The organism is Ferruginibacter sp. HRS2-29, from assembly GCF_024343615.1.
Classification (GTDB): Bacteria; Bacteroidota; Bacteroidia; order Chitinophagales; family Chitinophagaceae; genus Ferruginibacter.
This window is the reverse complement of sequence record NZ_RJUB01000123.1, coordinates 43,323-67,502: the sequence shown is the minus strand read 5'-3', so window position 1 is coordinate 67,502 and position 24,180 is coordinate 43,323. Positions and strand designations below refer to the sequence as shown.

General features: G+C 44.0%; 25 protein-coding genes. 16 read left to right on the top strand and 9 right to left on the bottom strand.

Translation table 11 applies throughout. From position 1 onward, the window contains the following. The first annotated feature begins 28 nt into the window (after window positions 1-28). The 3 genes from EGI32_RS11865 to rsgA all read left to right on the top strand — a co-directional run bounded on the left by EGI32_RS11865 (window position 29) and on the right by rsgA (window position 2,962). Window positions 29-931 (top strand): hypothetical protein, encoded by a 903-nt coding sequence (locus EGI32_RS11865; RefSeq protein ID WP_255155571.1) that lies wholly within the window; start codon window positions 29-31, stop codon window positions 929-931. A 10-nt stretch (window positions 932-941) separates the two neighbouring features. Next, complete coding sequence (locus tag EGI32_RS11860; protein ID WP_255155570.1) at window positions 942-1,943, top strand: VWA domain-containing protein; 1,002 nt, start codon at window positions 942-944, stop codon at window positions 1,941-1,943. A 95-nt stretch (window positions 1,944-2,038) separates the two neighbouring features. Next, the gene (gene rsgA, locus EGI32_RS11855) at window positions 2,039-2,962 is read left to right on the top strand and encodes a ribosome small subunit-dependent GTPase A (protein WP_255155569.1); all 924 of its coding nucleotides are present in this window, start codon (window positions 2,039-2,041) and stop codon (window positions 2,960-2,962) included. Here rsgA and EGI32_RS11850 read toward each other — a convergent pair. From EGI32_RS11850 to EGI32_RS11840, 3 genes are all read right to left on the bottom strand, one after another. Further along, window positions 2,959-3,261, bottom strand: a complete 303-nt coding sequence (locus tag EGI32_RS11850; protein WP_255155568.1) for a hypothetical protein — start codon at window positions 3,259-3,261, stop codon at window positions 2,959-2,961. The two genes, rsgA and EGI32_RS11850, sit on opposite strands and share 4 nt — an antisense overlap. A gap of 61 nt (window positions 3,262-3,322) precedes the next feature. Continuing rightward, window positions 3,323-3,487 (bottom strand): hypothetical protein, encoded by a 165-nt coding sequence (locus EGI32_RS11845; protein WP_255155567.1) that lies wholly within the window; start codon window positions 3,485-3,487, stop codon window positions 3,323-3,325. Window positions 3,488-3,598: 111 nt separating this feature from the next. Then, on the bottom strand, window positions 3,599-4,111 hold the full coding sequence (locus EGI32_RS11840) for a gamma carbonic anhydrase family protein (RefSeq protein ID WP_255155566.1): 513 nt from the start codon (window positions 4,109-4,111) through the stop codon (window positions 3,599-3,601). A 147-nt stretch (window positions 4,112-4,258) separates the two neighbouring features. On the opposite strand from EGI32_RS11840, the gene EGI32_RS11835 reads away from it, so the two are divergent. From EGI32_RS11835 to EGI32_RS11805, 7 genes are all read left to right on the top strand, one after another. Beyond that, on the top strand, window positions 4,259-5,440 hold the full coding sequence (locus tag EGI32_RS11835) for an aspartate aminotransferase family protein (RefSeq protein WP_255155565.1): 1,182 nt from the start codon (window positions 4,259-4,261) through the stop codon (window positions 5,438-5,440). Window positions 5,441-5,505: 65 nt separating this feature from the next. Beyond that, a complete protein-coding gene (locus EGI32_RS11830; protein WP_255155564.1) occupies window positions 5,506-6,144 on the top strand; it encodes a hypothetical protein in 639 nt (212 codons plus the stop codon). 144 nt (window positions 6,145-6,288) lie between these two features. Continuing rightward, a complete protein-coding gene (locus tag EGI32_RS11825; protein ID WP_255155563.1) occupies window positions 6,289-6,585 on the top strand; it encodes a transcriptional regulator in 297 nt (98 codons plus the stop codon). A 42-nt stretch (window positions 6,586-6,627) separates the two neighbouring features. After that, a complete protein-coding gene (gene creD, locus EGI32_RS11820) occupies window positions 6,628-8,520 on the top strand; it encodes a cell envelope integrity protein CreD (protein ID WP_255155562.1) in 1,893 nt (630 codons plus the stop codon). 52 nt (window positions 8,521-8,572) lie between these two features. Continuing rightward, on the top strand, window positions 8,573-9,052 hold the full coding sequence (locus EGI32_RS11815; protein ID WP_255155561.1) for a hypothetical protein: 480 nt from the start codon (window positions 8,573-8,575) through the stop codon (window positions 9,050-9,052). 9 nt (window positions 9,053-9,061) lie between these two features. After that, window positions 9,062-9,439 (top strand): diacylglycerol kinase family protein, encoded by a 378-nt coding sequence (locus EGI32_RS11810; protein WP_255155560.1) that lies wholly within the window; start codon window positions 9,062-9,064, stop codon window positions 9,437-9,439. Further along, window positions 9,436-10,092, top strand: a complete 657-nt coding sequence (locus tag EGI32_RS11805) for a DUF1361 domain-containing protein (protein ID WP_255155559.1) — start codon at window positions 9,436-9,438, stop codon at window positions 10,090-10,092. The genes EGI32_RS11810 and EGI32_RS11805 overlap by 4 nt, the downstream gene beginning before the upstream one ends. 288 nt (window positions 10,093-10,380) lie before the next feature. Here EGI32_RS11805 and EGI32_RS11800 read toward each other — a convergent pair whose 3' ends face one another. After that, complete coding sequence (locus tag EGI32_RS11800) at window positions 10,381-13,848, bottom strand: hypothetical protein (protein ID WP_255155558.1); 3,468 nt, start codon at window positions 13,846-13,848, stop codon at window positions 10,381-10,383. 189 nt (window positions 13,849-14,037) lie between these two features. Between EGI32_RS11800 and EGI32_RS11795 the strand changes: the two genes are divergently transcribed. Beyond that, complete coding sequence (locus EGI32_RS11795) at window positions 14,038-14,676, top strand: MBL fold metallo-hydrolase (protein WP_255155557.1); 639 nt, start codon at window positions 14,038-14,040, stop codon at window positions 14,674-14,676. Between the two features lie 90 nt (window positions 14,677-14,766). Here EGI32_RS11795 and EGI32_RS11790 read toward each other — a convergent pair whose 3' ends face one another. From EGI32_RS11790 to mce, 3 genes are all read right to left on the bottom strand, one after another. After that, window positions 14,767-15,399 carry a response regulator transcription factor gene (locus EGI32_RS11790; RefSeq protein WP_255155556.1) on the bottom strand — a complete coding sequence of 211 codons (633 nt, stop codon included), beginning with the start codon at window positions 15,397-15,399 and terminating at the stop codon, window positions 14,767-14,769. A 122-nt stretch (window positions 15,400-15,521) separates the two neighbouring features. Beyond that, entirely contained in the window at window positions 15,522-16,874 is a 1,353-nt protein-coding gene (locus EGI32_RS11785; RefSeq protein ID WP_255155555.1) for a sensor histidine kinase, read from the bottom strand. A gap of 102 nt (window positions 16,875-16,976) precedes the next feature. Further along, window positions 16,977-17,378, bottom strand: a complete 402-nt coding sequence (mce, locus tag EGI32_RS11780) for a methylmalonyl-CoA epimerase (RefSeq protein ID WP_255155554.1) — start codon at window positions 17,376-17,378, stop codon at window positions 16,977-16,979. 136 nt (window positions 17,379-17,514) lie between these two features. Here mce and EGI32_RS11775 point away from each other — a divergent pair, with 136 nt between their 5' ends. From EGI32_RS11775 to EGI32_RS11765, 3 genes are all read left to right on the top strand, one after another. Then, a complete protein-coding gene (locus EGI32_RS11775) occupies window positions 17,515-18,729 on the top strand; it encodes an IscS subfamily cysteine desulfurase (RefSeq protein ID WP_255155654.1) in 1,215 nt (404 codons plus the stop codon). Window positions 18,730-18,850: 121 nt separating this feature from the next. After that, window positions 18,851-19,270, top strand: a complete 420-nt coding sequence (gene iscU, locus EGI32_RS11770) for a Fe-S cluster assembly scaffold IscU (RefSeq protein ID WP_255155553.1) — start codon at window positions 18,851-18,853, stop codon at window positions 19,268-19,270. Window positions 19,271-19,385: 115 nt separating this feature from the next. Continuing rightward, window positions 19,386-19,736, top strand: a complete 351-nt coding sequence (locus tag EGI32_RS11765) for an iron-sulfur cluster assembly accessory protein (RefSeq protein WP_255155552.1) — start codon at window positions 19,386-19,388, stop codon at window positions 19,734-19,736. A 62-nt stretch (window positions 19,737-19,798) separates the two neighbouring features. Here the strand turns inward: EGI32_RS11765 and EGI32_RS11760 are convergent, their stop codons facing one another. Then, window positions 19,799-20,281 carry a hypothetical protein gene (locus EGI32_RS11760; protein ID WP_255155551.1) on the bottom strand — a complete coding sequence of 161 codons (483 nt, stop codon included), beginning with the start codon at window positions 20,279-20,281 and terminating at the stop codon, window positions 19,799-19,801. Between the two features lie 108 nt (window positions 20,282-20,389). Beyond that, window positions 20,390-21,367: a zinc metalloprotease gene (locus EGI32_RS11755; RefSeq protein ID WP_255155550.1), complete on the bottom strand. Its 978-nt coding sequence runs from the start codon at window positions 21,365-21,367 to the stop codon at window positions 20,390-20,392. A 374-nt stretch (window positions 21,368-21,741) separates the two neighbouring features. On the opposite strand from EGI32_RS11755, the gene EGI32_RS11750 reads away from it, so the two are divergent. Then, window positions 21,742-22,464: an ABC transporter permease subunit gene (locus EGI32_RS11750; protein WP_255155549.1), complete on the top strand. Its 723-nt coding sequence runs from the start codon at window positions 21,742-21,744 to the stop codon at window positions 22,462-22,464. Then, window positions 22,465-24,180, top strand: a complete 1,716-nt coding sequence (gldG, locus tag EGI32_RS11745) for a gliding motility-associated ABC transporter substrate-binding protein GldG (protein ID WP_255155548.1) — start codon at window positions 22,465-22,467, stop codon at window positions 24,178-24,180.

The following is a 24,180-nucleotide window of genomic DNA, read 5'->3' as shown; positions in this document are numbered from 1 at the left end:
CAAAAACTTAAGGCGGTCTCTTTCATGGATGGCAATAGTGATTTGTTTTACTTTATGCATACAAACTGTTGCCGGGCAAAGTATCCAGACTTCCATCGACCGGAAGGATATCCTGATAGGCGAGCCGATAACTTACCGGTTACAATTTACTTTACCTACCACCACTTACAGAATAGAATTCAATGTGCCTGATTCCTTCCCCCATTTCGAAATAATGGACAAGGTGAAATCGGATTCCAATAATGCCCGGGGCAATTACCTGGTGTTGCAAACACTGGTGCTTACCAGTTGGGATTCCGGTAGCTGGGCAATTCCGTCTTTTCCGATCAAGATCAGGAATACCGCCGACAATGCCGTGTATACGCTTAATACAGACCAGGTGCTCATCAATGTCGGTTACGCGAAAGCAGATACTACCGGCCAGCTCCGGGATATCAAGCCGGTAATGGATGTGTTTTATTTTGATCCGTTCTGGGTCTATGTAGGTATTGGCGTAGTGATCCTCTTGGTACTGCTCTTCCTTTTATACCGTTATATCAGGAGAAGGCCGAAAAGACAACCGCCATTATTCAATTCTGCTCTTTCGCCATTTGAAGAAGCGATGCAGGAATTGAAAAAGCTGGCGGGCCACGCCAGTGTTGGTTCAGACGAAGCGAAAGTTTTTTATACGATGATGGGCAATATCTTTAAACGATATTACAGCAGAAAAAAACAACAGGATCTTTTGAATAAAACAACAGGGGAAGTGTTGTTGTCGCTCAAACAAACAAACCTCGACGCTTCCGCTTTATCAGGCCTTGCAGAAGCTTTGAGAAGGGCAGATGCGGTGAAGTTTGCAAAGTATGTACCGGCCGAAGACGAAAACAGGCAAAGCCTTTCGCAGGTGGGGAATACCATTGAACAAATAGAAAAGTCGATCGATAAAAATTAATTCATACAGTTTGGTTTTTGATTATTTCAATAATATACAATTTGCGCAGCCCTATTTCTTTGGCCTGTTCATCCTGTTGCCGTTACTCATCACCTGGTACTATCTTACCAACAGGAAACGCAGTGCTTCCATTACTGTATCCACCACGGCGGCAAAGGGAATGGGCTCGTGGAAAGCAACTTTTATACATCTGCCATTCATATTGCGTTTGCTCGCCCTTTCTGCGATCATCGTAGCGCTGGCGAGGCCGCAGACGAGGGACGAGCAGCAACGTGCCGAAGGTGAAGGGATCGATATCATCCTTTGTATTGATGTGAGCGGAAGCATGACGGCGCAGGATCTCACACCCAACAGGTTGGAAGCTGCGAAGAATGTGGCCATCGATTTTGTAAACAGGCGGCCTACGGACCGCATAGGGATCGTAATATTTTCCGGCGAAAGCTTTACGCAATGCCCGCTCACAACCGATCAATCCGTATTGATAGCGGCGATCCAGAATATACGCAACGGCTTGCTGGAAGACGGTACGGCGATAGGGTCGGGGCTGAGCACCAGTGTCGACAGGCTTCGTACCGGCACTTCCAAATCGAAAGTGGTGGTGTTGCTCACTGATGGTGAAAATAACGGGGGACTCATAGATCCCAAGACCGCGAAGGAAATTGCGAAGACATACGGCATAAAAGTATACACGATCGGTGTTGGTACGGATGGAATGGCGCCCCAACCCGAAAATACTCCTCTTGGAGTAGTGATGAAAAGCCAGAAAGTTTCGATCGATGAAAAATTACTGACCGAGATCGCCACTGAAACCGGCGGCAAATATTTCCGTGCAAAAGATAACAACTCGCTTTCCGAAATTTATACTACCATCGACGGCCTCGAAAAATCAAAAGTCGAGATCACCAAAACCATCCGTTTCCAGGATAAATTTTTCCCGCTGGTAATGGCAGCGATCTTCTTTTTGTTCATGGAAGTGCTGTTCCGGTATTTAGTATTCCGAAAATTTCCATAGAAAGGTCAGAGATTAGTGATTAGAGTTTAGGGGAGCATTACCAATCTGAAACCTAAACCCTGATCTCTAGTCTCTAAACTCATATCTTCGTATCAATGAAAGCAACGGTTTATAAAAGTACAGGTAGCTGGTATATAGTCCAGAATGATAAGGGGGAGATTTACAATGCCCGGATCAAAGGTAAATTCAAGATCGATGGCATCACGTCTACCAATCCGATTGCGGTAGGAGATATCGTGGAGATCAGCCAGGAAGAAGAAGAGGAGAATACGGTGATCAGTGAAATATATGAAAGAAGGAATTACATCAACAGGGTATCACCGCATAATAAGAACCAGCATCATATAGTAGCTGCCAACCTTGATCAGTCGTTGCTTTTCGCCACGCTGAAAAATCCCAAAACTTCCCTTGGTTTTATTGATCGTTTCCTGGTAATATCTGAAGCTTATGGAGTGCCTGCTATCATTGTTTTCAACAAATCAGATCTGTATAAGGATAAAGAGCTCGAAAAATTTGAACTGGTAAAAGAAATTTACGAACCTATTGGTTATACCATCAAGCTGATGAGTATTGAAAAAAGTGAAGGGGTGAAAGAAGTGGAAGCATTGCTGAAAGATAGGATCACACTTTTGAGCGGGCATTCGGGTGTAGGAAAATCATCCTTCATCAATTATCTTTTCCCTGAAAAAAAATTGAAGACACAGGATGTCAGTGGTTGGAGCGGAAAAGGTTTGCATACCACCACTTTTGCTGAAATGTACAACCTGCCTTTTGGTGGTCGCGTGATAGATACACCCGGTATCAGGGAAATGGGGCTGGTAGATATCTCCAAACAGGAACTCGCACATTATTTCCCTGAAATGCGTGCAGTGATGGGCAACTGTCATTTCAACAATTGCAACCACATAGACGAGCCCGGCTGTGCCGTGAAGGCAGCTGTAAACGATGGCAGCATCCATGCAGAACGCTACGTCAGTTACCTGAGCATCCGGGATAGCATCAACGAAAAAAGTTATTAAAAAGCACGTTTCTCCAGGAAATGAGCTACTTCCATCGCCAGGTGGTTTTGCGTGGACGCTTTTCTTACCTGTTGAGGATAAATACTTACACCATTGAAGATGTTGTAATGCAAAGTGAGCAATTCATTTTTGTACCTGAAATCCCAGTCGAGCGTATCTGAGTCGTCGACCTGGTTCATGAATTTGATGTGCAGTAATTCTGTGAGTGTGTCGGCAATCGCATAGAATTTTGAAACGCCGCAATTATCATCAATTACAGCTTCTACACCACCGAAAGTGGTTTTTAATTCGTAACACATAGGTTATTGGTTTTTACTGGTAAAGGATTAGTCGGGTATTGTTTTTTGCAGGCCGGGAAACTTAACTCTTGAATTTCCTTTTCTGCGCTTTCGCATTGATCTGTTCTTCAGTCATATTACGTGCATCATTGGGGCAGCCATATTTTTCTTTTTTACGAAAAATAAAACAACTGCTCATACTGAACACGAGAGAAACAGTCACTAAAACGACAATATTCTTTTTCATATTTAAAAATAAGATAAAACGACCAATAGACAATGGGCAATAGGCAAAGGGCAAAAACTTTCGACAAACCTGTACCCTTTAAAGGGTTGACTATTCACTATTGACCATTCACTATTTAAACCATCCGCTGTATTTAAGGTAATTATCTGCAATCCTGTTGATTTCCCCGCGGATCAGTTCCTGGCTGATATCCTTCACCTTTTTGGCGGGTACCCCGGCGTATATCGAACCCGGCTCAATCACCGTATTTTCAAGCACTACTGCCCCGGCGGCCACTATACTATTGCTCCCGACATGCACATTATCCATTACTATGGAGCCCATCCCGATAAGAACATTGTCATCTATAACGCATCCATGTACGATTGCATTGTGTCCGATGCTAACATTATTTCCGATGATGGCCTTGGTTTTCTCATAAGTGCAGTGAATAACAGCGCCATCCTGAACATTTACCTTATTTCCCATGCGGATGCTGTTCACATCGCCCCTTATCACCGCATTGAACCATACGCTGCACTGATCGCCCATCACCACATCGCCGACAATAGTGGCATTCGGGGCTACAAAACAATCTTCACCCATGATGGGGAGAATACCTTTTACAGGAAGAATTATACTCATGATAATTGATAATTTATAATTGATAATGGATAATTTTCCCGTCTGAAAGTTTTTCGGTTACCGAAAGATATAAGATCCGGAAGATCATTATCCGTTATCCATTATACCATTATCCATTACTCAAAACTAAGCATTAATTTTGCAGCCATGAACCTTCGTCAGCTTTTTTTGAACCATGTAGGACAAACTTCCGCAGCTCCCCTGTGCCTGAATATAGTAAAAGCTTCGGGTAGCAAAATGTGGGATGCGGAGGGAAAGGAATACATCGACCTGATAGCGGGCATCAGTGTCTGCAATATCGGGCACCGGCATCCGAAAGTGGTGGAAGCGATTAAGAAGCAGGTAGACGAATACCTCCACATCATGGTATACGGAGAGTTTATTGAAAACCCGCAGGTGCAGTACGCAAAACTCATTACGGAGCATTTGCCTTCATCGCTCAATGCCGTATTTTATACGGCAAGCGGGGCAGAAGCTACAGAAGGTGCTATGAAGCTGGCCAAACGTTATACCGGCCGCACACAGATCATTTCCTTCAAAAATTCTTACCACGGAAGCACACAAGGCGCACTCAGCATCATGGGTAGCGAATACTGGCAGCAGGCTTTCCGTCCGTTGTTGCCGGATACGATGCAACTGTGCTATAATAATTTCGAAGGCCTTGAAAATATCACGGAGCGTACAGCATGCGTGGTGGCCGAAACCATTCAGGCCGAAGCCGGCGTGATAGCACCGAAAGATGGCTGGATGAAAGCATTGCGGGAACGATGTACAGCCACAGGAACTTTACTGGTGCTGGATGAGATACAATGTGGCTTCGGGCGCAACGGCTCGTTATGGGCTTTTGAGCAGTTTGATGTGGTACCAGATATCTTATTACTTGGCAAAGCATTGGGTGGCGGTATGCCATTGGGCGCATTCGTTTCAGATAAAAAGATCATGGATTCATTTACCAACAATCCCGTGCTGGGGCATATCAATACTTTCGGCGGCCACCCGGTCAGCTGTGCTGCCGGCCTGGCGGGCATGCAGGTGTTGCTGGAGGAAAAAATGATCGATACGGTTCCTGGAAAAGAAAAGCTTTTTCGCAACCTTTTGCAACACAAAGCCATCCAGAATATCAGCAGCCATGGCTTGATGATGGCGGTTGAGTTTGACAGTTTTGAAACCAACAAGAAAGTCATCGACCTGCTGATAGAGCAAGGCGTTTTTACCGACTGGTTCCTTTTTGCGGCCAATGCATTTCGTATCGTACCTCCGTTAAACATCAGTGAAGAAGAAATTTCCGATGCCTGCAATACGATCCTGCGAATCCTCGATAATCTTTAAAATTTCCCCTTATTTATTTGCGGATGTGGATTTTAAAGATTTACTTTGTTTTTCAAAGTGCTTTTATGACCGAACATGATCAATCTTTAGAAACCCTGCAGGACATCAAGAGGATGATGGAACGCAGCAGCCGTTTTATCAGCCTTAGCGGGCTTAGTGGTATCAGTGCCGGTATCTGTGCATTGATAGGAGCGTGGCTGGCGTATCCTTATGTTTTTGGTTGTCGCCCCCTGTTCATAGATATCCATAAAGATTTTCATCCCGGGATAGAAGTGTTGTTCAATACCTGGTTATTCTGGATAGCGGCGGGAACTTTTTTTGCCGCCCTGATCACCGCCTTTATCTTTACGTATCTGAAAAGTAAAAAGGAAGGTATTCCAATCTGGGGTAAAACAGCAAAGCGTTTACTCTTCAACGTTAGTATCCCTTTGATTGTGGGCGGTATATTCTTACTCAAGTTGCTGCAGTTTGGCACTTTCGGGCTTGTAGCCCCGGGATGCCTGTTGTTTTACGGACTTGCGCTGATCAACGCCAGCAAATACACACTCGATGAAATACGATACCTTGGCTATTGCCAGATCATAGTGGGCCTCATCAATCTTTTATTTGTAGGATATGGGTTGTACTTCTGGGCACTGGGTTTTGGGGTGTTGCATATTTTGTACGGAACATATATGTGGTATAAATATGAAAGAAGTGAATAGTGAATAGTGAATAGTGAATAGTGAATGGTGAATGGTGAAACCTTCGAAGTTTATACATTCTTTGAGAGTGTTAAAGCCCACAAATTTGATAATTAACCTTCGCGAATTCGTGTAATCCGATAAAATTCGTGTAATAAAAAGTAAGTGAATCCGATCAACAACTTAAATAAACTTTTTGATAGCCGTGTTCGGCTCGGCATCATGAGCGCACTCATGGTGAACGATGCGGTGAATTTCAATGAGCTGAAAGAGTTGCTGGAGATCACGGATGGCAACCTCGCCAGCCACCTGAAGGCATTGGAAGAAAATAATATCATCAAAGTCAATAAAGGCTTTATCGGCCGAAAAACAAACACCACTTATGCCATTACCAAAGCAGGTGAAAAAGTATTCAAAGCGCACATTGAAGCATTGGAAAAAATGATCCGTTCTACAAAATAATTTTTTTTGTATTTATACTTTGAAAAACAAAGTGCTTTTAAAATGAAAAAAGAATATTCAACATTAGGTACCTCTGCAAGGATATGGGTATTGACAGCCTTTTTTACGGCCCTGGTCATCAATGTTTGCCTGTCGATAAATGCCCACGACTTCAACCTTGGGGTACCTGTGATAATATTCGTGGTGACACTCATCTGCAGGACCCCGGTTTTGATCACCCTTGTTTTAACTTTAAAGTTCATCAAAAGAATATTTTCTTCGATACAGGTACGATGCTTCAGCCTGCTGGCACTTCTTCTCCTGGTAACGCTACCTTATGCATTGCTCGGTGCATCAGCGAGTGTCATTTCAGATATATTCTATGGATCCGGCCACCTGGCTTTTTTTGAAACAATGGTGATTGTAATAGGTGTACTATTTGGCAGCGCATTGCTGGCAGCTGTTTTACTTGCAAAGCGCATTTTTAATTACCTGTATGACAATACCGCACCGGATGATTCCTTTCAATTTATCAGTCAGACTCTTTTTCATAACACATCTAAAACACACACCATCATGGAAACTTCGTATTCCACACCACCCAACCCTGTTCCTGCGTCCAATCAACCCAACCGTATCCTCATCAAAGGCTTAGTAACGGGTGGGCTGATCCTGCTGATGCTTATCCCGACCGTATTTATCAACAGCCTCATTTCCGAGAGGGAGAAAAGGCAAAAAGAAGTGGTGAAAGAAGTCAGCAGCAAATGGGCGAATGCTCAAACACTTTCGGCTCCGTTTTTAGTAGTACCCTATACAGATACATTTGTCAATAGTGAAGGCAAGGCCGTTGCTAACAAAACAAAGCTTTTACTGCTGGCAAATGATCTGAATGTGAATGGGAAAATAATTCCTGAACAACGTCCGAGATCGATCTATAAAGTATTGCTTTATAAAACAGATATCAGTTTTGCCGGCTCCTTCAAAGTAAGCCTGCCGCAGGATATTCAGGCAGCCAACGTCGATTATGCCAATGCAAGGCTTTGTTTTACACTGAGCGATTTCAAAGGGATCGAAGAAGAGATATATGTGAATTTCAACGGGCAGAAACTACTGATGAGCCCGGGTTTGCCTGTGGATGATTTTGGAAATATTGGGCTATCCGTTCCCGTTAGTCTGACCGCGGAACAGATGGCAGGCAGCATGCCATTTTCCATGCAGGTAAAAATAAAAGGCAGTGAAGAACTGCATTTTACGCCATTGGCTGCAGCCAGTAAATACACATTGAGTTCCGCGTGGCCCAATGCATCTTTCAATGGAGAATCTTTACCCGGCGAAAGGAAAATTTCCGATAGCGGTTTTGTTGCCAGCTGGAATTTTAACCAGGCGAACCTTCCTTTTGCAAAAGTGATGAAAACGAATTCGGCCCAGGTTAAAAGTATGGAATTTGGTGTAAGCCTTGTACAGACAGCCGATCAGTACGACAAAACCATGAGGAGCGTAAAATATGCGATCCTGTTCATCGGCCTCACTTTTGCCTTCTTCTTCATCATAGAGCTGATGCAAAAGAAACCTTTTCACCCGGTGCAGTATGTTTTGGTAGGACTTGCACTTGTGATATTTTACACATTGTTATTATCCATCAGCGAATATATCCTGTTCAATCATGCCTACATCATAGCTTCACTGGCTACGGTACTGCTCATCAGTTTTTATGCAAAGGCACACTTCAACAGTTGGAAAACGGGCGGGATTTTCTTCACCCTACTTGGTTGCCTTTATGGATTCATATTCATCCTCATCAGCCTGGAAGATACTGCGTTGCTGGTAGGAAGCATCGGTTTGTTCATCGTGCTGTCGCTGGTGATGTTTGCAAGCAGGCGGATCAATTGGTACGGAGCGAATGCAGACGACGGACGACAGATCAATCACAACCAACCACCGACAACCGATCAGTGATGATCCTTACAGGGGTGAACGATAAAACAATTAAATAATAAATAATAAAACAATGTACAAGCGGATCGTAAAGTTAAGGTCGTTGATACTGGTGTATCTCACACATCATATGGCTTTGCCTTTGCTGAAGCTTCTCCGCAAGAACGACGTTTTTCCGTACTCTGGAGAAGAGCTGCATTTTTTTGCACCCGGTACCCTTGGGAACCAACTTGCGGAGTTTTTAGATGTAAACAATTTACAGCTGTTGCCCTATTATGCCCGGCACGATATAAAGCACATCCTGCTGGAATATGAAACCACCGACGAAGGCGAGGGGAGCCTGCAATGTTTTATGCTGGGGAATGGGCATCTTTCCTTCCCGGTGGCGGCAACAGTTGTTTATTGTTTTTTGACGATGCCCGAACATTGGCACTTATTTCGGAAAGCATACAGGAGGGGTAAAGCTGCTGTACGCATCAGCGATTGGAAATGGTTTGAATTGCTGGAAGAACCTGTGGTGGGGCTACGGCGGCAGATCATTCCGGTAGTTTAAATTTAAAATATGAAAAAATTTTTTCGCTCATTTTATTTTGCAGGACAGGGCATCCGTTATTGTTTTGCGCACGAACAGAATTTTAAAATTCATCTTGTTGCGGCGCTGGCCGCGATATTGATGGCGCAATTTTTTAATTGCTCTGCAAACGAATGGATGATCATCCTGCTGAGCATTGGCCTCGTTATTTCTATGGAGATGGTCAATACTGCCATCGAACGTTTTTGTGATGTACAACAAACCGATTTTCATCCGCAGATAAAGATCATTAAAGATGTGGCAGCCGGGGCGGTATTGCTGACCGCGATAGCGGCGGCGGTTTGCGGAGCCATCATTTTCATTCCAAAAATCATTCACCTTTTTAACCACTCATCCATTTCACCATGAAAAAAATATCTTCTTTCAATCGATTACTGATCACTTTCCTGTTCTTTATCGGGTTGCTGATCGGTTTCAGGATCGCTTACACCGGAAGTTTGCAGCATCTTTTTCTTAGCTGGAATATTTTCCTGGCATGGATACCATATATACTCAGCCAGTATTTTTCAGAATACTTGCGTAAAGCGAAATGGAAACAGGCCGTACTTTTTATAACCTGGCTGTTGTTTTTTCCAAACGCCTTGTACATCGTTACAGACCTCATACATATTGAAGACAATAAAGACATCGCGGTGTGGTATGATGCGATACTTTTATTTGCCTCTTCTTTTATCGGCATCATGATGGCGTTTGTGTCACTCGCAAAAGTGGAATCATACCTGCGGAATATTTTTTCAAGAAAAGTAGTAACAGCGCTGGTCCCGATCATATTATTCACGGCGTCTTTTGGCGTTTATCTTGGCAGGTTTCAGCGCTGGAACAGTTGGGATGTGATCCAGGATCCGCTGGCGTTGAGTATGGATATATTGAGCAATTTCATTTCGCCGGTTGACAATTACCGCACATGGGCGATCACTATTTTATTTACCGGCATTTACACAATGCTATATTTTTTCCTGAAAAAATTGCCGCAGGCGTTGTCTGAGGAAAGGCGGGGATAAATCCGTTTGTACAAGCCGTATCTACGGAGAGGGTTTATGGGGTAGGGGTTAGTGATTAGTTGTGAAAGTTTTCCGGAGATATGTAAATTTAATTCTTTGATTCATTCACTTATTGCCTATTCACGCAGCCAGGGTGTATTTTAAAAGTAACCTGAACGATCTCCTTCCGGTACAGGTTTGAAAATATCATGTTGTTCCGTAGGTACGATTTGTAATAAAGGAAATATACAGGCCAATAAAAAATCCCCGAACCTGGTTGGTCCGGGGATTTAAATTTTATAACATCAATTAAAAATCAAGCCCTAAGCTGAAATAATATACCGGCTTTCCTTTGAAGAAACCATCCATCGGCCATCCGGCATCAAATTTTACGAAATAACCCAGCAGCGTGCTTCTTGCACCAAATCCATAACCGCCAGCGAAAGGCCCTACACCACCGGCTTTCACCTTTACACTTACACTGCCATTTTGATCAACATAAGTATTGCTTGGTCTTTTGATGCCTTCATATCCTCCGTTCCATGCAGTACCAAGGTCGATGAACTGAACGATCTGGAAATCCCTTACGAATGCATTATTTACGGTTTTGTCGAAAAACGTAGACCAAACCGGCAACCTGAATTCACTGTTGATGACCACCGCGTTGTTGCCACTCGCAAGGTTTTGGATATAACCCCTCATATTTACAGCCAGTCCCTGGAAAGCATATTCCTGATCATTGGCAGGTTTGTTCGCTTCGTTAAAATAACGGTAACCGCCATTACTTTTTTGATTGTTGCCAAACATCAGCCAGCCATCTGTACCACCGAGGTAATAAATGATCTTCTGATTACCAAAGCTGAAATCAGCTGCGGCCCTTCCTGCCCAGATGAAGTTGCGGTAGATCGGGTAGTAGTATCTTGCATCAAGCCCCACATTGTAAGTATTGCGGCCAGCCATCGTTTCTTTTTTACCAACCTGCACATTCCAGTCGGCATAAACTTTATAACGCAGGCCGTTCCAGATATTGGTAGCGGTATTCAGACTATTGTCGTATACAAATTCAAGGTGTGAAACGGAGTACAATCTCCTTCTGATATCAATGAATGGACTGATATTATCTGTGATCAGCACCTGTATATTTTCTGACCGCAGCCCGCCTGAAAGGCGAAGGCTTTTTGCTTCATCAAACGGATAAGAAACATTTGCCTGGTACAGATTAGTAAAGATCTTTCCAGGGTAACTGGCCAGCAGATTGCCACTGGCGTCAGTAAGGCCAATATCCGTATTCTGAACATTACGATAGTAGGTCAGTCCCCAGTCGAACCTGCGTTTGAGGTTCTGGTAATTCATCAGCCATTCGTTGTCTTTCAGGTTGGTCCCGATCTTGAAAGCCCCATTGATCTTTATGTCTTCCATCAGATCGGATGTACCAAGTTTGAAAAGCCCGTTCAGTGGCGAAGAACTGGTGAGCTGAATTGGGCCCGAACCACCACCGTACACCTGGTAACGGTTGATCAGAATATTATTAGTCAGGCTTGCACCTCCGAAATCCGCAGAAAATTTCAACGGTTTATAACGGTAAAGCTTAGCCGATTTTAATACACTCTCTTCCTGGTAGGGAGTAAGGTTGGAGAAATTTTCCTCGTTTGTTGTCGGATCATTTGACTTCGCTGTAGTATTGGCCTGGCTCGTATCTTTTTTCTCGTTAGAGAATTCATTCTGGAAAAAATCATCCTGTTTCTTTACAGGCTCAGGAGTATTGTTAACAGGTTTATTAGGTGTAATGGGCCCTGGCTGTGTGCTGGTAAGCCTGCTTTCCCGCATCAGCTTTTTGGCATATTCAGTAGGCTGCGCCGTAACGTTCCTGCGATTGAGCGTCATCTCGTCTATCTTCAGCTTGTAGAGAACTTTTTCGTCGCTCTGGCGGGTCACTTCACTTACCTGGTTGTTATCACCCGCGATCCTCGTTTCAGCAAGCCCGCTCGGGTAGTTGGTGAGCGGGAAACTATAAGCCGAATCTTCCGAAACGGAAACCACCGCCACTGAATCCACATCTGTTTTTTTATACACTCTCAATGTGCTGTCCACATCTTTTGGAGAAGGGTTCCTCAGTATTTCTTCGCCGATCAGCACCAACGTATCAAGCCCTGCTTTTTTGGTGGTGAAGAAACCTGCATACCTGTTGTTGATACCATTTTCATCGCTTACAAAAGTGAAGTGGTTCTGGTTGTATTGCATCGGGAAACGGGCATTGCCATATTTCAGGTTGGTGAGCTGCGATATCTGGTTAAGTTCCGGCTTGTCGCCAAAATCTGTGATCAGGAATACATTGTAACGATTGTTGCTCGGCAAAACAGTATCGCTGCTTTTTGCATTCGCCGATGGGCGGTTGCTGCTGAAGATGATACCGGTCTTGTTGGGAAAAGCTACAAACGATGCATCGAGGTTGTCGTACACATCATTGGTGATCTGTTGTACTTTCTCATTCTGAAGATTGAGCGTGAAAATATCCGCATGGCCGTTCTTTACTGCCGAAAGCAGCAGGGTACCGCTATTGAGCATGTATTTCACATCCTGCACCTGGTCGAATTGTTCGGTGAGGTCGATCTTTGTTTTTATCCTTGTAATGATATCATACACAAATAATTTCAGCTTTCCTTCTTCGGAATAGATCACCGAGATGCGGGTGCCTTTCGGGTCCCAGGCCATCAACGGATAATTAGGGTTCATGGAATTTTCGTACGTGCGGATACCGTATTTCAACAAGGTCTTATTTTCATAATCAATGTTTAGGATCACCCTCACAATTCCTTTTTTAAATTGTGTTACCACGTAGGAATTATCTTTTTTATTGGGGTTCACATTGAAGCGATAATAATTAAGCCTTTTGCTGATGTCGAAACCTTCTATATAATTTCCTTTCGGATAACCTTTGCGGCGGGTGATATCCTTGTAATACTTTTCCTCATTGTATTCCATGAATTCCTGCAGCAATTCGTTGAACTTTTTCTTCGTGATCTGAACACTTGCTTTATTCAGGTTCTTATAAGTACGTGCCAGGTAAAGGAAATAAGTGACATTCTCTTTTTTATATTTTTCTTCTATGAAATACCAGAAAGCATGGCCGGCCAGCAACGGTTTTTCAAATGAGAATTTGGAAAATTTTGAATAATTACCGCTCAGCATTTCGCTTTTCAGCTCATCATCCAGGTCGGTATTCCAGTTTTCGCCCACGTAAGCTACATAACCATCCGTAAGCCAAACCGGGAGATCCAGTAAAGTCTGGTTGCCGGCTACTTCGCCTATATCATCACCGAATAAAAGATTTTTGGTAATGATATCTGCAATGCCCTGCCTTACCTGCCTTTTGAGGTTGGCATGGTTGGCATCATAAAATACAACCATTTTATTGTTCACCAGCCTCGTTACATTCCCTGCAGCAATGATGTCGGTTTCAAGCCCGATATTCGTTTGTTTCCTGTCTGTATAATTATTATACAAAATGATATTCGCCCTTCGCTGAAGACTGTATTCAGTAGCGGCTTCTATTTCGGGCAATTCCTTTTCTGCCGCCTGTGCTACGTATTTTGCAAGTTCCTGACCTCCCTCGTAGAAGTATACATTGAAATTCTTCGTCTGGTAATATTGCCATTTGAATTTTTTGAACTGCAGCCGGTTCTTGCCAAAAGTAACCGCGTTTACCTGGGCAAAGCTACCTGTGGCCGCAATGATCAAAAGTGAGGAAATGAAAATTATTCTACTGAACTTTGCCATACTGATAATGTTGATATTGAGTATAAAATTACTTGTTTAGCTTTAATAGTTAAAAATCATTTTGAAAACCGTTGCCGGGCAACCAAAAGTTGTCAGCCTGCGCTTGTCAAAGGTAAAATCGGGATTCAACAGGCTCACCCTGACAGTAGTTTATGATCAGGCCTGTCTTATTATAAAAACCAGTTATAAATGTTACGTGTAAAATCTTTCGAATTTAGCCCAATACAGGAAAATACGTATATACTTTACAATGAGTTTAACGAATGCGTGATCATCGACCCCGGATGTTATTCGGATACCGAAAAGGACCGGTTGGCCGCGTTCATCAACAAGATGGAACTGACCCCCAAAATGCTGCTTAACACCCATTGTCACCTGGATCATGTGTTTGGTAACAAGTTTGTTGCCGAAAAATACGGATTGACGCTGCAGATCCATGAAGGGGAGAGAGTGGTGCTGGAAGATTCGCCTGTGCGTGGGCTCATGTACGGGATGCCCTTTGATAGCTATGCCGGCGAACTGGTTTTTCTGCAGGAAGGCGAGGTGCTCAGGTTGGGTGAAGATGAACTGGAAATACGGCTTACGCCGGGGCATAGCCCTGCAAGCCTCAGTTTTTATAGTAAAAAAGATGGATTTGTGATCAGTGGCGATGCACTTTTCAAGCGTAGCATCGGCCGTACAGACCTGCCGGGGGGCGATTATGAAACCCTTATCAACAGTATCCGCGGGCAATTATTCGTTTTGCCGGACTCAACAAAAGTATACAGCGGTCATGGCCCAGAAACGACTATCGGGGAAGAAAAAAAGCAAAACCCGTTCTTCAATTAAAAATTACTAATTACGAATGAAAACCTTCACAAAGAAAGTCATCAGGCTTATAAAGTCCTCCATTCGTAATTTGTAATTGATCATTCGTAATTATCTCCCGTATACCTTATTCAACGCTTCCGTTCTGCTTTGCACCTGCAATTTTTCGTAGATATTCCTGGCGTGTGTACGTACTGTTTCCATGCTTACGTTCAACTCACCGGCGATCTCTTTGTAACGTAAGCCTTTTGCGAGGGATTTTAGTACTTCCTTTTCTTTGGGCGTGAGTATTTCGTTCTCGTCGATCGAATCTTTTTTCTGGAAAGAAGCGATCACTTTCCGGGCTATCTGTGTGCTCATCGGGCTGCCGCCGTTCACTACTTCTGTAATACCCTGCAAAATGTTGGCAGGTGCGGTCTTTTTCAACAGGTATCCGCTGGCACCGGCTTTCAGCGATTCAAAAATATTGGTATCGTCTTCATACACGGTACTCATAATGAACTGTGTATCGCCGCATTTTTCTTTCAGTATCCTCACCGCTTCTATGCCATTCATGTCGGGCAGGTTAATATCCATCAGCACCACATCGGGACGCGAAAGCACCAGTCCTTTTAAGGCATCTTCTGCATTGACATACACTTCGCTGCACGTAAAACCATCGCTGTTATCGATCAGCAATTTCAATCCTTCCCTGATCTCTCTGATGTCTTCCACTATCGCTACCGTGATCATGTCGTTTTGCATACAGCTAAGGTATTTAATTTTAATGCGGATGAAATACCTAAAAAGTGTTATGAAGGGTTTAGGGTTTAGAAGGTCGAACCAACTAACCATCTAAACTAAAATCTCTAGACTTCCTCTAAACCCTAAACTCTAAACTCTAAACTTATCTCCAGAGTTACCACAGTTCCTTTTCCATATTCGGAGTTGATCAAAAAGACCCCGTTCGCCCGTTTCATCCTTTCCTGCATGTTTTGTAGTCCGTTGCCGAATGAACGGGTATTGTTTACGTCAAACCCTTTGCCATCATCGGTTATGACAAAACGGATCTTCTCATTTGTTTGCGACAGCAGGATATTCAGTTTGCCCGCCTGCGCATATTTGGCGGTATTGTTAAGTGTTTCTTTTACCGCGAGAAAAAGATTGCGGCGTTGCTCTTCTGTAAGCTTTGTATCCACTATTTCATCCGGGTAATCAAATACAGCGACTGTTTCCGTAGGTTCAAAAAACTTAAGTGCATACTCACGGATGTAGGAAGCCAGACTCTCTAGTGTGTCATTTTTGGGGTTGAGGATCCAGATGATATCCTGGAGACTGTCTACCAGTTCGCGGGAAGAAACAGCGATGCTTTCCAGTTGTACCCTGGCTTTTTCGGGCTGCATGAGTTGTGTTTTGGCCACTTCGCTCAGGATGGCGATCTTGGTGAGGCCACTTCCCAGGTCGTCGTGCATATCGTGGGCAATGCGGTTGCGTTCTTCGAGCCGGGTCTGTATCACGGCATTTGTCTTTTCAAACCTTAGTTGCTGCGCCTGGTTGAGTGCCAATGTACGTTCATCATTCACCTTTTTCAGGCGGTAGCCCATGGCGGAGGAAAAAAATAAGATCTCGCCGAAATTGCCGATCTGCAACCATTCCAGGGGATAAAAAATAAGTTGCTGCCCCGGAATGATGTTGGTGATAAAACTCATGAGCCCGCACACCAGGAAATAGATGCACCCCCACAATATCCACCGTTGAAACACCGATACTTTGAGCATATAAGTACGCCACAAAAGCACACAACTCATCGCAAGGATGAAGATGCGGATGGCCACAAAAAAATGAACCGGTAACACGATGTTATTGGCATGCAAAAGGATGACGGATGTAGCATATCCCAGCAATACAAAACTCAGGAATACCCAGCCTTTATACACGAACGAGCCCTTTATCCGAGGTACTTCCACGGCATGGGCGCCGAAATTTATATAGAGGGTAAAATAGATGACCTGCAACCCTTCATTGAAAAGAAAATGCGTTTTGTCAGCAGCCGGCTGGCCAAAAAGCAACCCGTAAAGATCACTGCGGATAAAAATAAAAACGCTCATGAACGCGAGATACAGCACGTAATGCAGCAACAATTTATCGCGGTAGTAGGTATACAGCACCGAATGATAGGCCGTTGCAAGGATGCAGGCACCAAGGCAGAGAAGGTTGATGCTGGTGGTGATGCTGAGCATGGTTTAGAGATTAGAGATGAGTGTTGAGTAGAAGTTTAGAGATCAGAGATTAGGGTTTAGTGCGTGAGACCCTATTAAACCCTAATCTCTAAACCCTAATCTCTAAACTATTTCCATGCATAATTCCACCAATACCCCATTCGTCGATTTGGGATGTAAAAAGCACACCAGTTTGTTATCGGCGCCTTTTTTCGGTGTTTCGTTGAGCAAAATGAATCCTTCCTGCTGCAGGCGCGCCATTTCCGCATGAATATCTTCCACTTCGAAAGCGATATGATGGATGCCTTCTCCCTTTTTTTCGATGTAGCGGGCAATCACGCCGTCTTCCGTCAGGCTTTGCACAAGCTCTATCTTGGTTTCGCCCTGCGCAAAAAAAGCGGTATTCACCTGCTCCGATTCCACCATTTCTGTCTTGTAACACTGACTATTCAGCAGCTTTTCAAATAATGGAACGGCATTTGCAAAATCCTTTACGGCGATGCCGATATGTTCAACTTTTAGCATATAAATCACAATTTTAGGCCAGATATTTACGAAATTGGATAAAATGGGAGAGGCCTGTAAATGAGATAGCTAAAATAGAACCTTTTATAGTAATTTTGTATTATAATAAAGAACTAAATTCATATTGAAGATTATGTTGAAATTACCGATTTACCTTGATAATAATGCCACTACACCCATGGATCCCCGTGTGCTGGAAGCGATGATACCTTACTTTATGCAGAACTTCGGTAATGCGGCGAGCCGTAACCATCCTTTTGGCTGGCAGGCTGAAGAAGCGGTTGACTATGCACGTGAGCAGGTGGCGAAACTGATAGGCGCTGATCCGAAAGAGATCATTTTCACTTCCGGGGCTACCGAAGCCGACAACCTGGGCATCAAGGGTGTATTTGAAATGTACGCCAGCAAGGGCAATCATATCATCACCGCCACTACCGAACATAAAGCGGTTCTGGATACCTGTAAGCACATTGAAAAACTGGGTGGCGAAGTGACTTACCTGCCCGTAAATGCGGAAGGGTTGATCGACCTTAAAGAGCTGGAAGCAGCCATGAGGCCGACTACTATTCTGGTTGCCATCATGTATGCCAACAACGAAATAGGTACTATACAGCCTGTTAAAGAGATAAGCGCAATAGCACGCAGGCACGGAGCGTTAGTGTTTTCGGATGCTACCCAGGCGGTAGGTAAAATACCTGTGGATGTGAATAAAGACGGAATTGACCTGATGGCCTTTACTGCTCATAAAATGTACGGCCCTAAAGGAGTTGGTGCATTGTATGTACGCCGTAAAAATCCAAGGGTGAAAGTTACCGCACAGATGGACGGCGGCGGCCACGAACGTGGAATGCGCAGCGGAACATTGAACGTACCGGGTATCGTTGGTTTTGGTAAAGCCTGTGAAATCTGTATGCTGGATATGGAAGCCGATAACAAACGCATCATCAAACTGAGGGATAAACTGGAAAGCGCTTTGATGCTTTTGGAAGAAGCTTATATCAACGGCAGTGTAGCACATCGTCTGCCACACGTAACCAACATCTCTTTCAAACACGTGGAAGGAGAAGGTTTGCTGATGGGCTTTAATAAAAATATTGCCCTGAGCTCAGGCTCGGCTTGTACCTCAGCTTCACTGGAACCATCATATGTGTTAAAAGCACTTGGTCTTGGCGACGATCTCGCACACAGTTCATTGCGTTTCGGATTAAGCAGGTTCACCACCGAAGAAGAAATTGATTACACTGTGAAAGCGATCAGCGAAACAGTGATCAAGCTAAGGGAAATGAGCCCGTTGTGGGAAATGTACAAAGAAGGCATTGATCTGAGCACGATTGAGTGGGCAGCACATTAATAGAATTTGCAAACGTGCAAAGGCCTCGGAATAATTAAGTTCATTGGAATTAATAAAGTAACAATTTAAAATATTTGCACATTTGCATATCAGCAGATTTGCACATTTAAAACCTAAGACAATGGCATACTCAGAAAAAGTAATAGACCACTACCAGAACCCGAAGAATGTAGGGACGCTTGATAAAGCCAGCAAAAGTGTAGGCACAGGATTGGTAGGTGCGCCGGAATGTGGCGACGTGATGCGTTTGCAGATTGAAGTAGATGATGCTACCGGCGTAATCACCGATGCAAAATTCAAGACCTTCGGTTGCGGATCCGCGATCGCTTCTTCCTCCCTGGCTACAGAATGGCTGAAAGGTAAAAGCGTGGATGAAGCGTTGAAAGTAGACAACATGGACTTCGTAGAAGAATTGAACCTTCCTCCGGTTAAGATACATTGCTCTGTATTGGCAGAAGATGCGATCAAAGCCGCCATCAACGACTACCGTACCAAGAATGGTATGGAAGCGATTAAGTTTGAAGAAAGCGTAGTACATTAACCCCCTCCGCCCCCTGAAGGGGGAACTGGACTCAATAATTAAAGTGTTTCTATTATTAGGAGGGTTAACAATATTATTCACTATAAATCTAAGTTCCCCTATAGGGGACAGGGGTATGGTAGCAACAGATAACAGCATATACATCAGCGACAAGGCGAAAGCCAAGGTTCAGCAATTGATGGCCGATGCCGGAGTGGCGGACGATAGCAGCTACTTTCTGCGTGTAGGCGTAGTGGGCGGCGGTTGCAGTGGATTGAGCTATAAGCTTGACTTTGATAACGAAGCCAAGCCGATGGACCAGGTATTTGAAGACAATGGCATCAAGATCGTGACTGACCTGAAGAGTTTTTTATACCTCGTAAATACCGAACTGGAGTTTAGCGACGGATTGAACGGTAAAGGTTTTTACTTCAATAATCCTAACGCGAGCCGCAGTTGCGGTTGTGGTGAAAGTTTCGCGGTTTAAATTAAGATATATATTATACAAGTATGCCTCCCGGTAACAACGGGAGGCATTTTTATTTATCGTCAGTTTTCTTTCGGGGTTTCGGCAGGAGTTTCGTCGGTTTCCTTTATTTGTAATTGAGGTGGAGGAGGTGGCGGCAACTGGCCATACTTCTTTTCATAATATTTCCTGTTTGCCTGCCAGGTCGACATTTTAATATGCTGTACATTTCCGTCTTTTTTTACGGTGATTGTTTCTATACCGTTTATTTTACGGATACTTATTTCCATGCCGTTGCCGTTGATGATCTCGGCATAATTGTAATCGCTTCCATCATTTTCAATCACAGGCGGAACAGGAGGAGCCGGCGGTAATGGAGGAACGGGAGGAATTGGAGGAACGGGAGGAATCGGGGATGGCGGTGGCGGTGGTGGTGGTGGTGGTGGAACCGGGAGATTGGCAGAAGAAGAAATGACCGTACCCTTTCCTTTGCCCTCCTGTTTTGTTTGTGCATATATACCCACAATCGCGATGCACGCCGCACTTAAAACAATGATTTTTTTCATAAACAATAATTTTTTCACTGAGATGCAATCCTTTTAGAAATCCATAAACTATCCATAAAAACAATAGCCCCGCTATACAGCGGGGCTATTGGTAACGATGTGTAAGTATTATTGAGCAAAACTGTTTCTTCCGCCACCGGAGGCAAAAGTTGCTTTCATCCTTGTTTTCTGACCAGCACTGAACATATACATGCAAAGATCATCAGTATAATCCATATAGTTCATGGTCATCATTACAGGTGTGCCTGAGCAGGTACTTTTGGCGCCGCTTGCAGGGCATCCGTAGTTAGCTCCGGTATGTAATGGGGTATCGCCTACAAGATCATTGCCACATTGAGCATCTCCCCAGATATGGCGGAGGTTAAGCCAGTGACCAACTTCGTGCGTTGCTGTACGGCCTTTATTGTAAGGCGCACCGGCAGTAGTTACTCCAAATGCGTTGTCGTCGATCACTACGCCATCGGTAGCACTGCTGCCACCAGGAAACTGTGCATATCCCAAAATTCCGCCGCTGAGGTTACAGCACCACATATTCAGTTTTGTGGTAGGACTGGTAGGGCTCAGTCCACCGCCGCTGTTTTTTTTCATGGCATCATTTGTACCCCAGCTGGTTTTGGTTGTGCTCTTCCGGATCACCTGGTCCAGCACAAAACGAATCCCCACATCACCCGCTTTCACTCCCTGGAAAATAGTAGGCACTTTGGTTATATCAGTGTTTGTTGCGGCATAATCCTTATTTAATACATCAATCTGGCTTTGTATCTGTGCCAGCGAGATATTTTGAGCGGCGGTTTTATATAATACATTCACCACCACCGGGATCTCGATAGTACCATCCGCCAACAATCTTGCAGCTGCCGGATTTCTTTCAAAAGCAAGGCGGGCTTCCTCAATAGCTTCCATTCGCAGGCGAAGGGAAGGGTCGGCTTTTAACTGCTGCTGTAATACTTCCTCCGAGGCACAACGCATGACAACCCCTTGCGGTTCACTGGTTCTAAGATTCTCATCTTCAATATTTTCAACGGCAGTTTTACTACATCCTGCAAATACAAGAGCGCAGGAAAAAATGGCAATCATTTTCTTCATACAAGATAAATTGAATTTGTTAAAAATTTGTGAACGCTTAAGTTATTCTGTTTTGAGAAAAGGAACAAATTTTTTTGCCACGCAGAAGGAAATAAAAATCCCCCGCTTGGTAACGGGGGAGGCAGTTGGGTTTGGTAAACGACTTGGTATCTGAACTTTCTGAAAACTACGATTGTTTGTCAAAAAGCAGGTGGCATGCCACCCGGTCAAATAATTAGGTCAGTTATAAATTTGTATGCGTGTCAATCAGGTCCGGAATAATGACACAACGCCGGCAGGATTCGCTGCTTGTATTAAAAAAATAATTTTTGTATTGCCACGATTAACGGCGCTATTAGTTTGGTAAATAGTAAATTGCAGCAATTTTAAACCTGATGTGGAGCATTTGTAAAAAAGAACTGGCGCAATTTTTCAGTAACCTGACAGGTTATATCGCTATCGTATTGTTTCTCCTGGTCAACGGGGTATTCCTCTTCATGCTGCCCGACAGCAGTATTTTTGAATACGGGTATGCTTCGCTGGATAAATTCTTCGAACTGGCTCCCTGGGTACTCCTGTTCCTCGTACCAGCCATCACCATGCGTTCGTTTTCCGATGAATTCAGGGGAGGCACTTTTGAAATATTAAAAACAAAGCCACTGACCAGCGCACAGATCACTACAGGTAAATATGTAGCGGTATTGATCGTGTTGGTATTCGTCATCATCCCCACTTTTATTTATATAATCACCATCAGTTCGTTGAGCGCATCTGGGGGCATCGATAAGGGCGGCATCATCGGAAGCTACATCGGTTTGTTTTTGCTGGCAGCTGTTTTTGCCGCTATAAGCCTCTGCTGCAGCAGCTTTACAAGCAACGCAGTAGTAGCATTCCTGGTAAGCGCCTTTGTTTGCCTGTTGTTATATTTCGGTTTCAACGCACTCAGCAATCTTCCTGTTTTCCAGGGGAATGCTGATTATTATATTGAAATGCTGGGTATCGATTTCCATTACAGAAGTATCAGCCGTGCCGTACTCGATAGCCGCGATGTCGTCTATTTTTTCAGCATAATATTTCTTTCCTTATTGATCACGGTAAAAAATCTTCAAAAAAGATAAATGAGCATATTCAGATCCATATATAAAAAAGCATGGTTGCCGGTGGCACTGCTGATATTGGTGTCGCTCAACTGGGCCGCGTCGGTATGGCATAGTAGGCTCGACTTTACCGATGAAAAAAGGTTTACGCTCAGTCATCCTACCAGGAAATTGCTCCGCAATATCAAGGAACCTGTAACGATAGATGTTTTTCTGAAAGGAAATTATCCGAGCGGGTTTAAGAAACTGGCTTCTTCCACAGCCGATATTTTGCAGGAATTCAAGGAAGTGGCAGGGGCCAGGGTTCGCTTCAATTTTAAATCGCTGGAAGATGTAGTGCCGGGTACCGGGGTTACATACAATGATACACTTCCTGCGCTGGGCTTCAATTATATCAATCTAACTTCGCAGGTAGAACAAGGCCAGCAACAGCAGGTCGTATACCCGATAGCATTAGTATATGACGGTAATGATACCATTCCTGTTACGATTTTTGAAAAGAAAGCAGTAGCCGATCCTTCCTTTAAAAACCGGATCACTTCCGGCGAGCTCAACAGCGCCGAAGCTACACTCGAATACAAATTTGCTGATGCGATCTCAAAGATCAGCCGGGAAACCAGGCCCATCGTGGGGTACGCCATCGGCAACGGTGAGCCGGTTCAGATAAACACCTACGACCTGGTAGAAAATATACTCCGCCCCGAATACGATGTATTTACTTTTGACCCCAACTCACAGCCACGCATACCCGAGGATTTCAAAGTGTTGATGGTGGTGAAACCAGCACAAGGTTTCAGCGAAGAAGCCAAACTCAAACTTGACCAATATGTGATGGGTGGCGGTAAACTGCTCATGTTTGTAGACAGGCTGAATGCCGAACTGGATAGTCTGCAAAAGGGTGAAGTGGTGGCATATGATCGGGAATTGAATCTCAATGACCTGCTGTTCAAATACGGGGTAAGGATCAATCCTGACCTGGTGATGGATCTGCAATGCGATTTTCTTCCGTTCGATGTAAATGGCAATGGACAGTTTGAATTATTACCCTGGAATTATTTTCCCGTACTGGAGTCACCTTCCAATAACCCGATCAATAAAAATCTTGGTTTTGTAGCCGGGCGTTTTGTCAATTCCATTGATACCATTGAAACAGAAGGGATCAAAAAAACGATCCTGCTCACTTCTTCTCCCAATGCAAGAACGATCGCCACGCCTGCCATCATCAGCGGAAAAGAAAATAGTGTGGAACCGGAAAATGCAAAATACAATAAACCGCATATACCTGTGGCGGTATTGCTCGAAGGAAAATTCAGTTCACTTTATGCCAACAGGGTTACGCAGGCGATGAACGACAGCATTACAAAATATGGGGCTACATTCATTCCGCAAAGCGGCGATAATAAAATGGTGATCGTGTCGGATGGCGATATCGTATTGAATTCCGTGATCAAAGGCGAGCCGATCCCGATGGGAATGAACCCTTACACATATGGTACACAAAGGGCTTTCCCGTTTGCCAATAAGGATTTTATCCAGAACTGCCTGGATTACCTCATCAATGAAAATGATCTCAGCGAAGCCAAATCGAAAGATTATGTGGTAAGGTTATTGGACAGTAAAAAGGTGGAAGAAGAAAAAAAGAAATGGCAGCTTATTAATATCGGTTTGCCGGTTCTGTTGGTGCTATTATTTGCATTCATTTTTCAATGGCTGCGCAAACGCAGGTATACCAAATAA

Excerpts from the sequence above, each read along its gene's own strand:
- EGI32_RS11865 (WP_255155571.1), top strand. The coding sequence starts at position 29 with ATGGCAATAGTGATTTGTTTTACTTTATGCATACAAACTGTTGCCGGG.
- rsgA (WP_255155569.1), top strand. The coding sequence starts at position 2,039 with ATGAAAGCAACGGTTTATAAAAGTACAGGTAGCTGGTATATAGTCCAG.
- EGI32_RS11850 (WP_255155568.1), bottom strand. The coding sequence starts at position 3,261 with ATGTGTTACGAATTAAAAACCACTTTCGGTGGTGTAGAAGCTGTAATT.
- EGI32_RS11845 (WP_255155567.1), bottom strand. The coding sequence starts at position 3,487 with ATGAAAAAGAATATTGTCGTTTTAGTGACTGTTTCTCTCGTGTTCAGT.
- EGI32_RS11840 (WP_255155566.1), bottom strand. The coding sequence starts at position 4,111 with ATGAGTATAATTCTTCCTGTAAAAGGTATTCTCCCCATCATGGGTGAA.
- EGI32_RS11835 (WP_255155565.1), top strand. The coding sequence starts at position 4,259 with ATGAACCTTCGTCAGCTTTTTTTGAACCATGTAGGACAAACTTCCGCA.
- EGI32_RS11830 (WP_255155564.1), top strand. The coding sequence starts at position 5,506 with ATGACCGAACATGATCAATCTTTAGAAACCCTGCAGGACATCAAGAGG.
- creD (WP_255155562.1), top strand. The coding sequence starts at position 6,628 with ATGAAAAAAGAATATTCAACATTAGGTACCTCTGCAAGGATATGGGTA.
- EGI32_RS11815 (WP_255155561.1), top strand. The coding sequence starts at position 8,573 with ATGTACAAGCGGATCGTAAAGTTAAGGTCGTTGATACTGGTGTATCTC.
- EGI32_RS11810 (WP_255155560.1), top strand. The coding sequence starts at position 9,062 with ATGAAAAAATTTTTTCGCTCATTTTATTTTGCAGGACAGGGCATCCGT.
- EGI32_RS11805 (WP_255155559.1), top strand. The coding sequence starts at position 9,436 with ATGAAAAAAATATCTTCTTTCAATCGATTACTGATCACTTTCCTGTTC.
- EGI32_RS11800 (WP_255155558.1), bottom strand. The coding sequence starts at position 13,848 with ATGGCAAAGTTCAGTAGAATAATTTTCATTTCCTCACTTTTGATCATT.
- EGI32_RS11795 (WP_255155557.1), top strand. The coding sequence starts at position 14,038 with ATGTTACGTGTAAAATCTTTCGAATTTAGCCCAATACAGGAAAATACG.
- EGI32_RS11790 (WP_255155556.1), bottom strand. The coding sequence starts at position 15,399 with ATGCAAAACGACATGATCACGGTAGCGATAGTGGAAGACATCAGAGAG.
- EGI32_RS11785 (WP_255155555.1), bottom strand. The coding sequence starts at position 16,874 with ATGCTCAGCATCACCACCAGCATCAACCTTCTCTGCCTTGGTGCCTGC.
- mce (WP_255155554.1), bottom strand. The coding sequence starts at position 17,378 with ATGCTAAAAGTTGAACATATCGGCATCGCCGTAAAGGATTTTGCAAAT.
- iscU (WP_255155553.1), top strand. The coding sequence starts at position 18,851 with ATGGCATACTCAGAAAAAGTAATAGACCACTACCAGAACCCGAAGAAT.
- EGI32_RS11765 (WP_255155552.1), top strand. The coding sequence starts at position 19,386 with ATGGTAGCAACAGATAACAGCATATACATCAGCGACAAGGCGAAAGCC.
- EGI32_RS11760 (WP_255155551.1), bottom strand. The coding sequence starts at position 20,281 with ATGAAAAAAATCATTGTTTTAAGTGCGGCGTGCATCGCGATTGTGGGT.
- EGI32_RS11755 (WP_255155550.1), bottom strand. The coding sequence starts at position 21,367 with ATGAAGAAAATGATTGCCATTTTTTCCTGCGCTCTTGTATTTGCAGGA.
- EGI32_RS11750 (WP_255155549.1), top strand. The coding sequence starts at position 21,742 with ATGTGGAGCATTTGTAAAAAAGAACTGGCGCAATTTTTCAGTAACCTG.
- gldG (WP_255155548.1), top strand. The coding sequence starts at position 22,465 with ATGAGCATATTCAGATCCATATATAAAAAAGCATGGTTGCCGGTGGCA.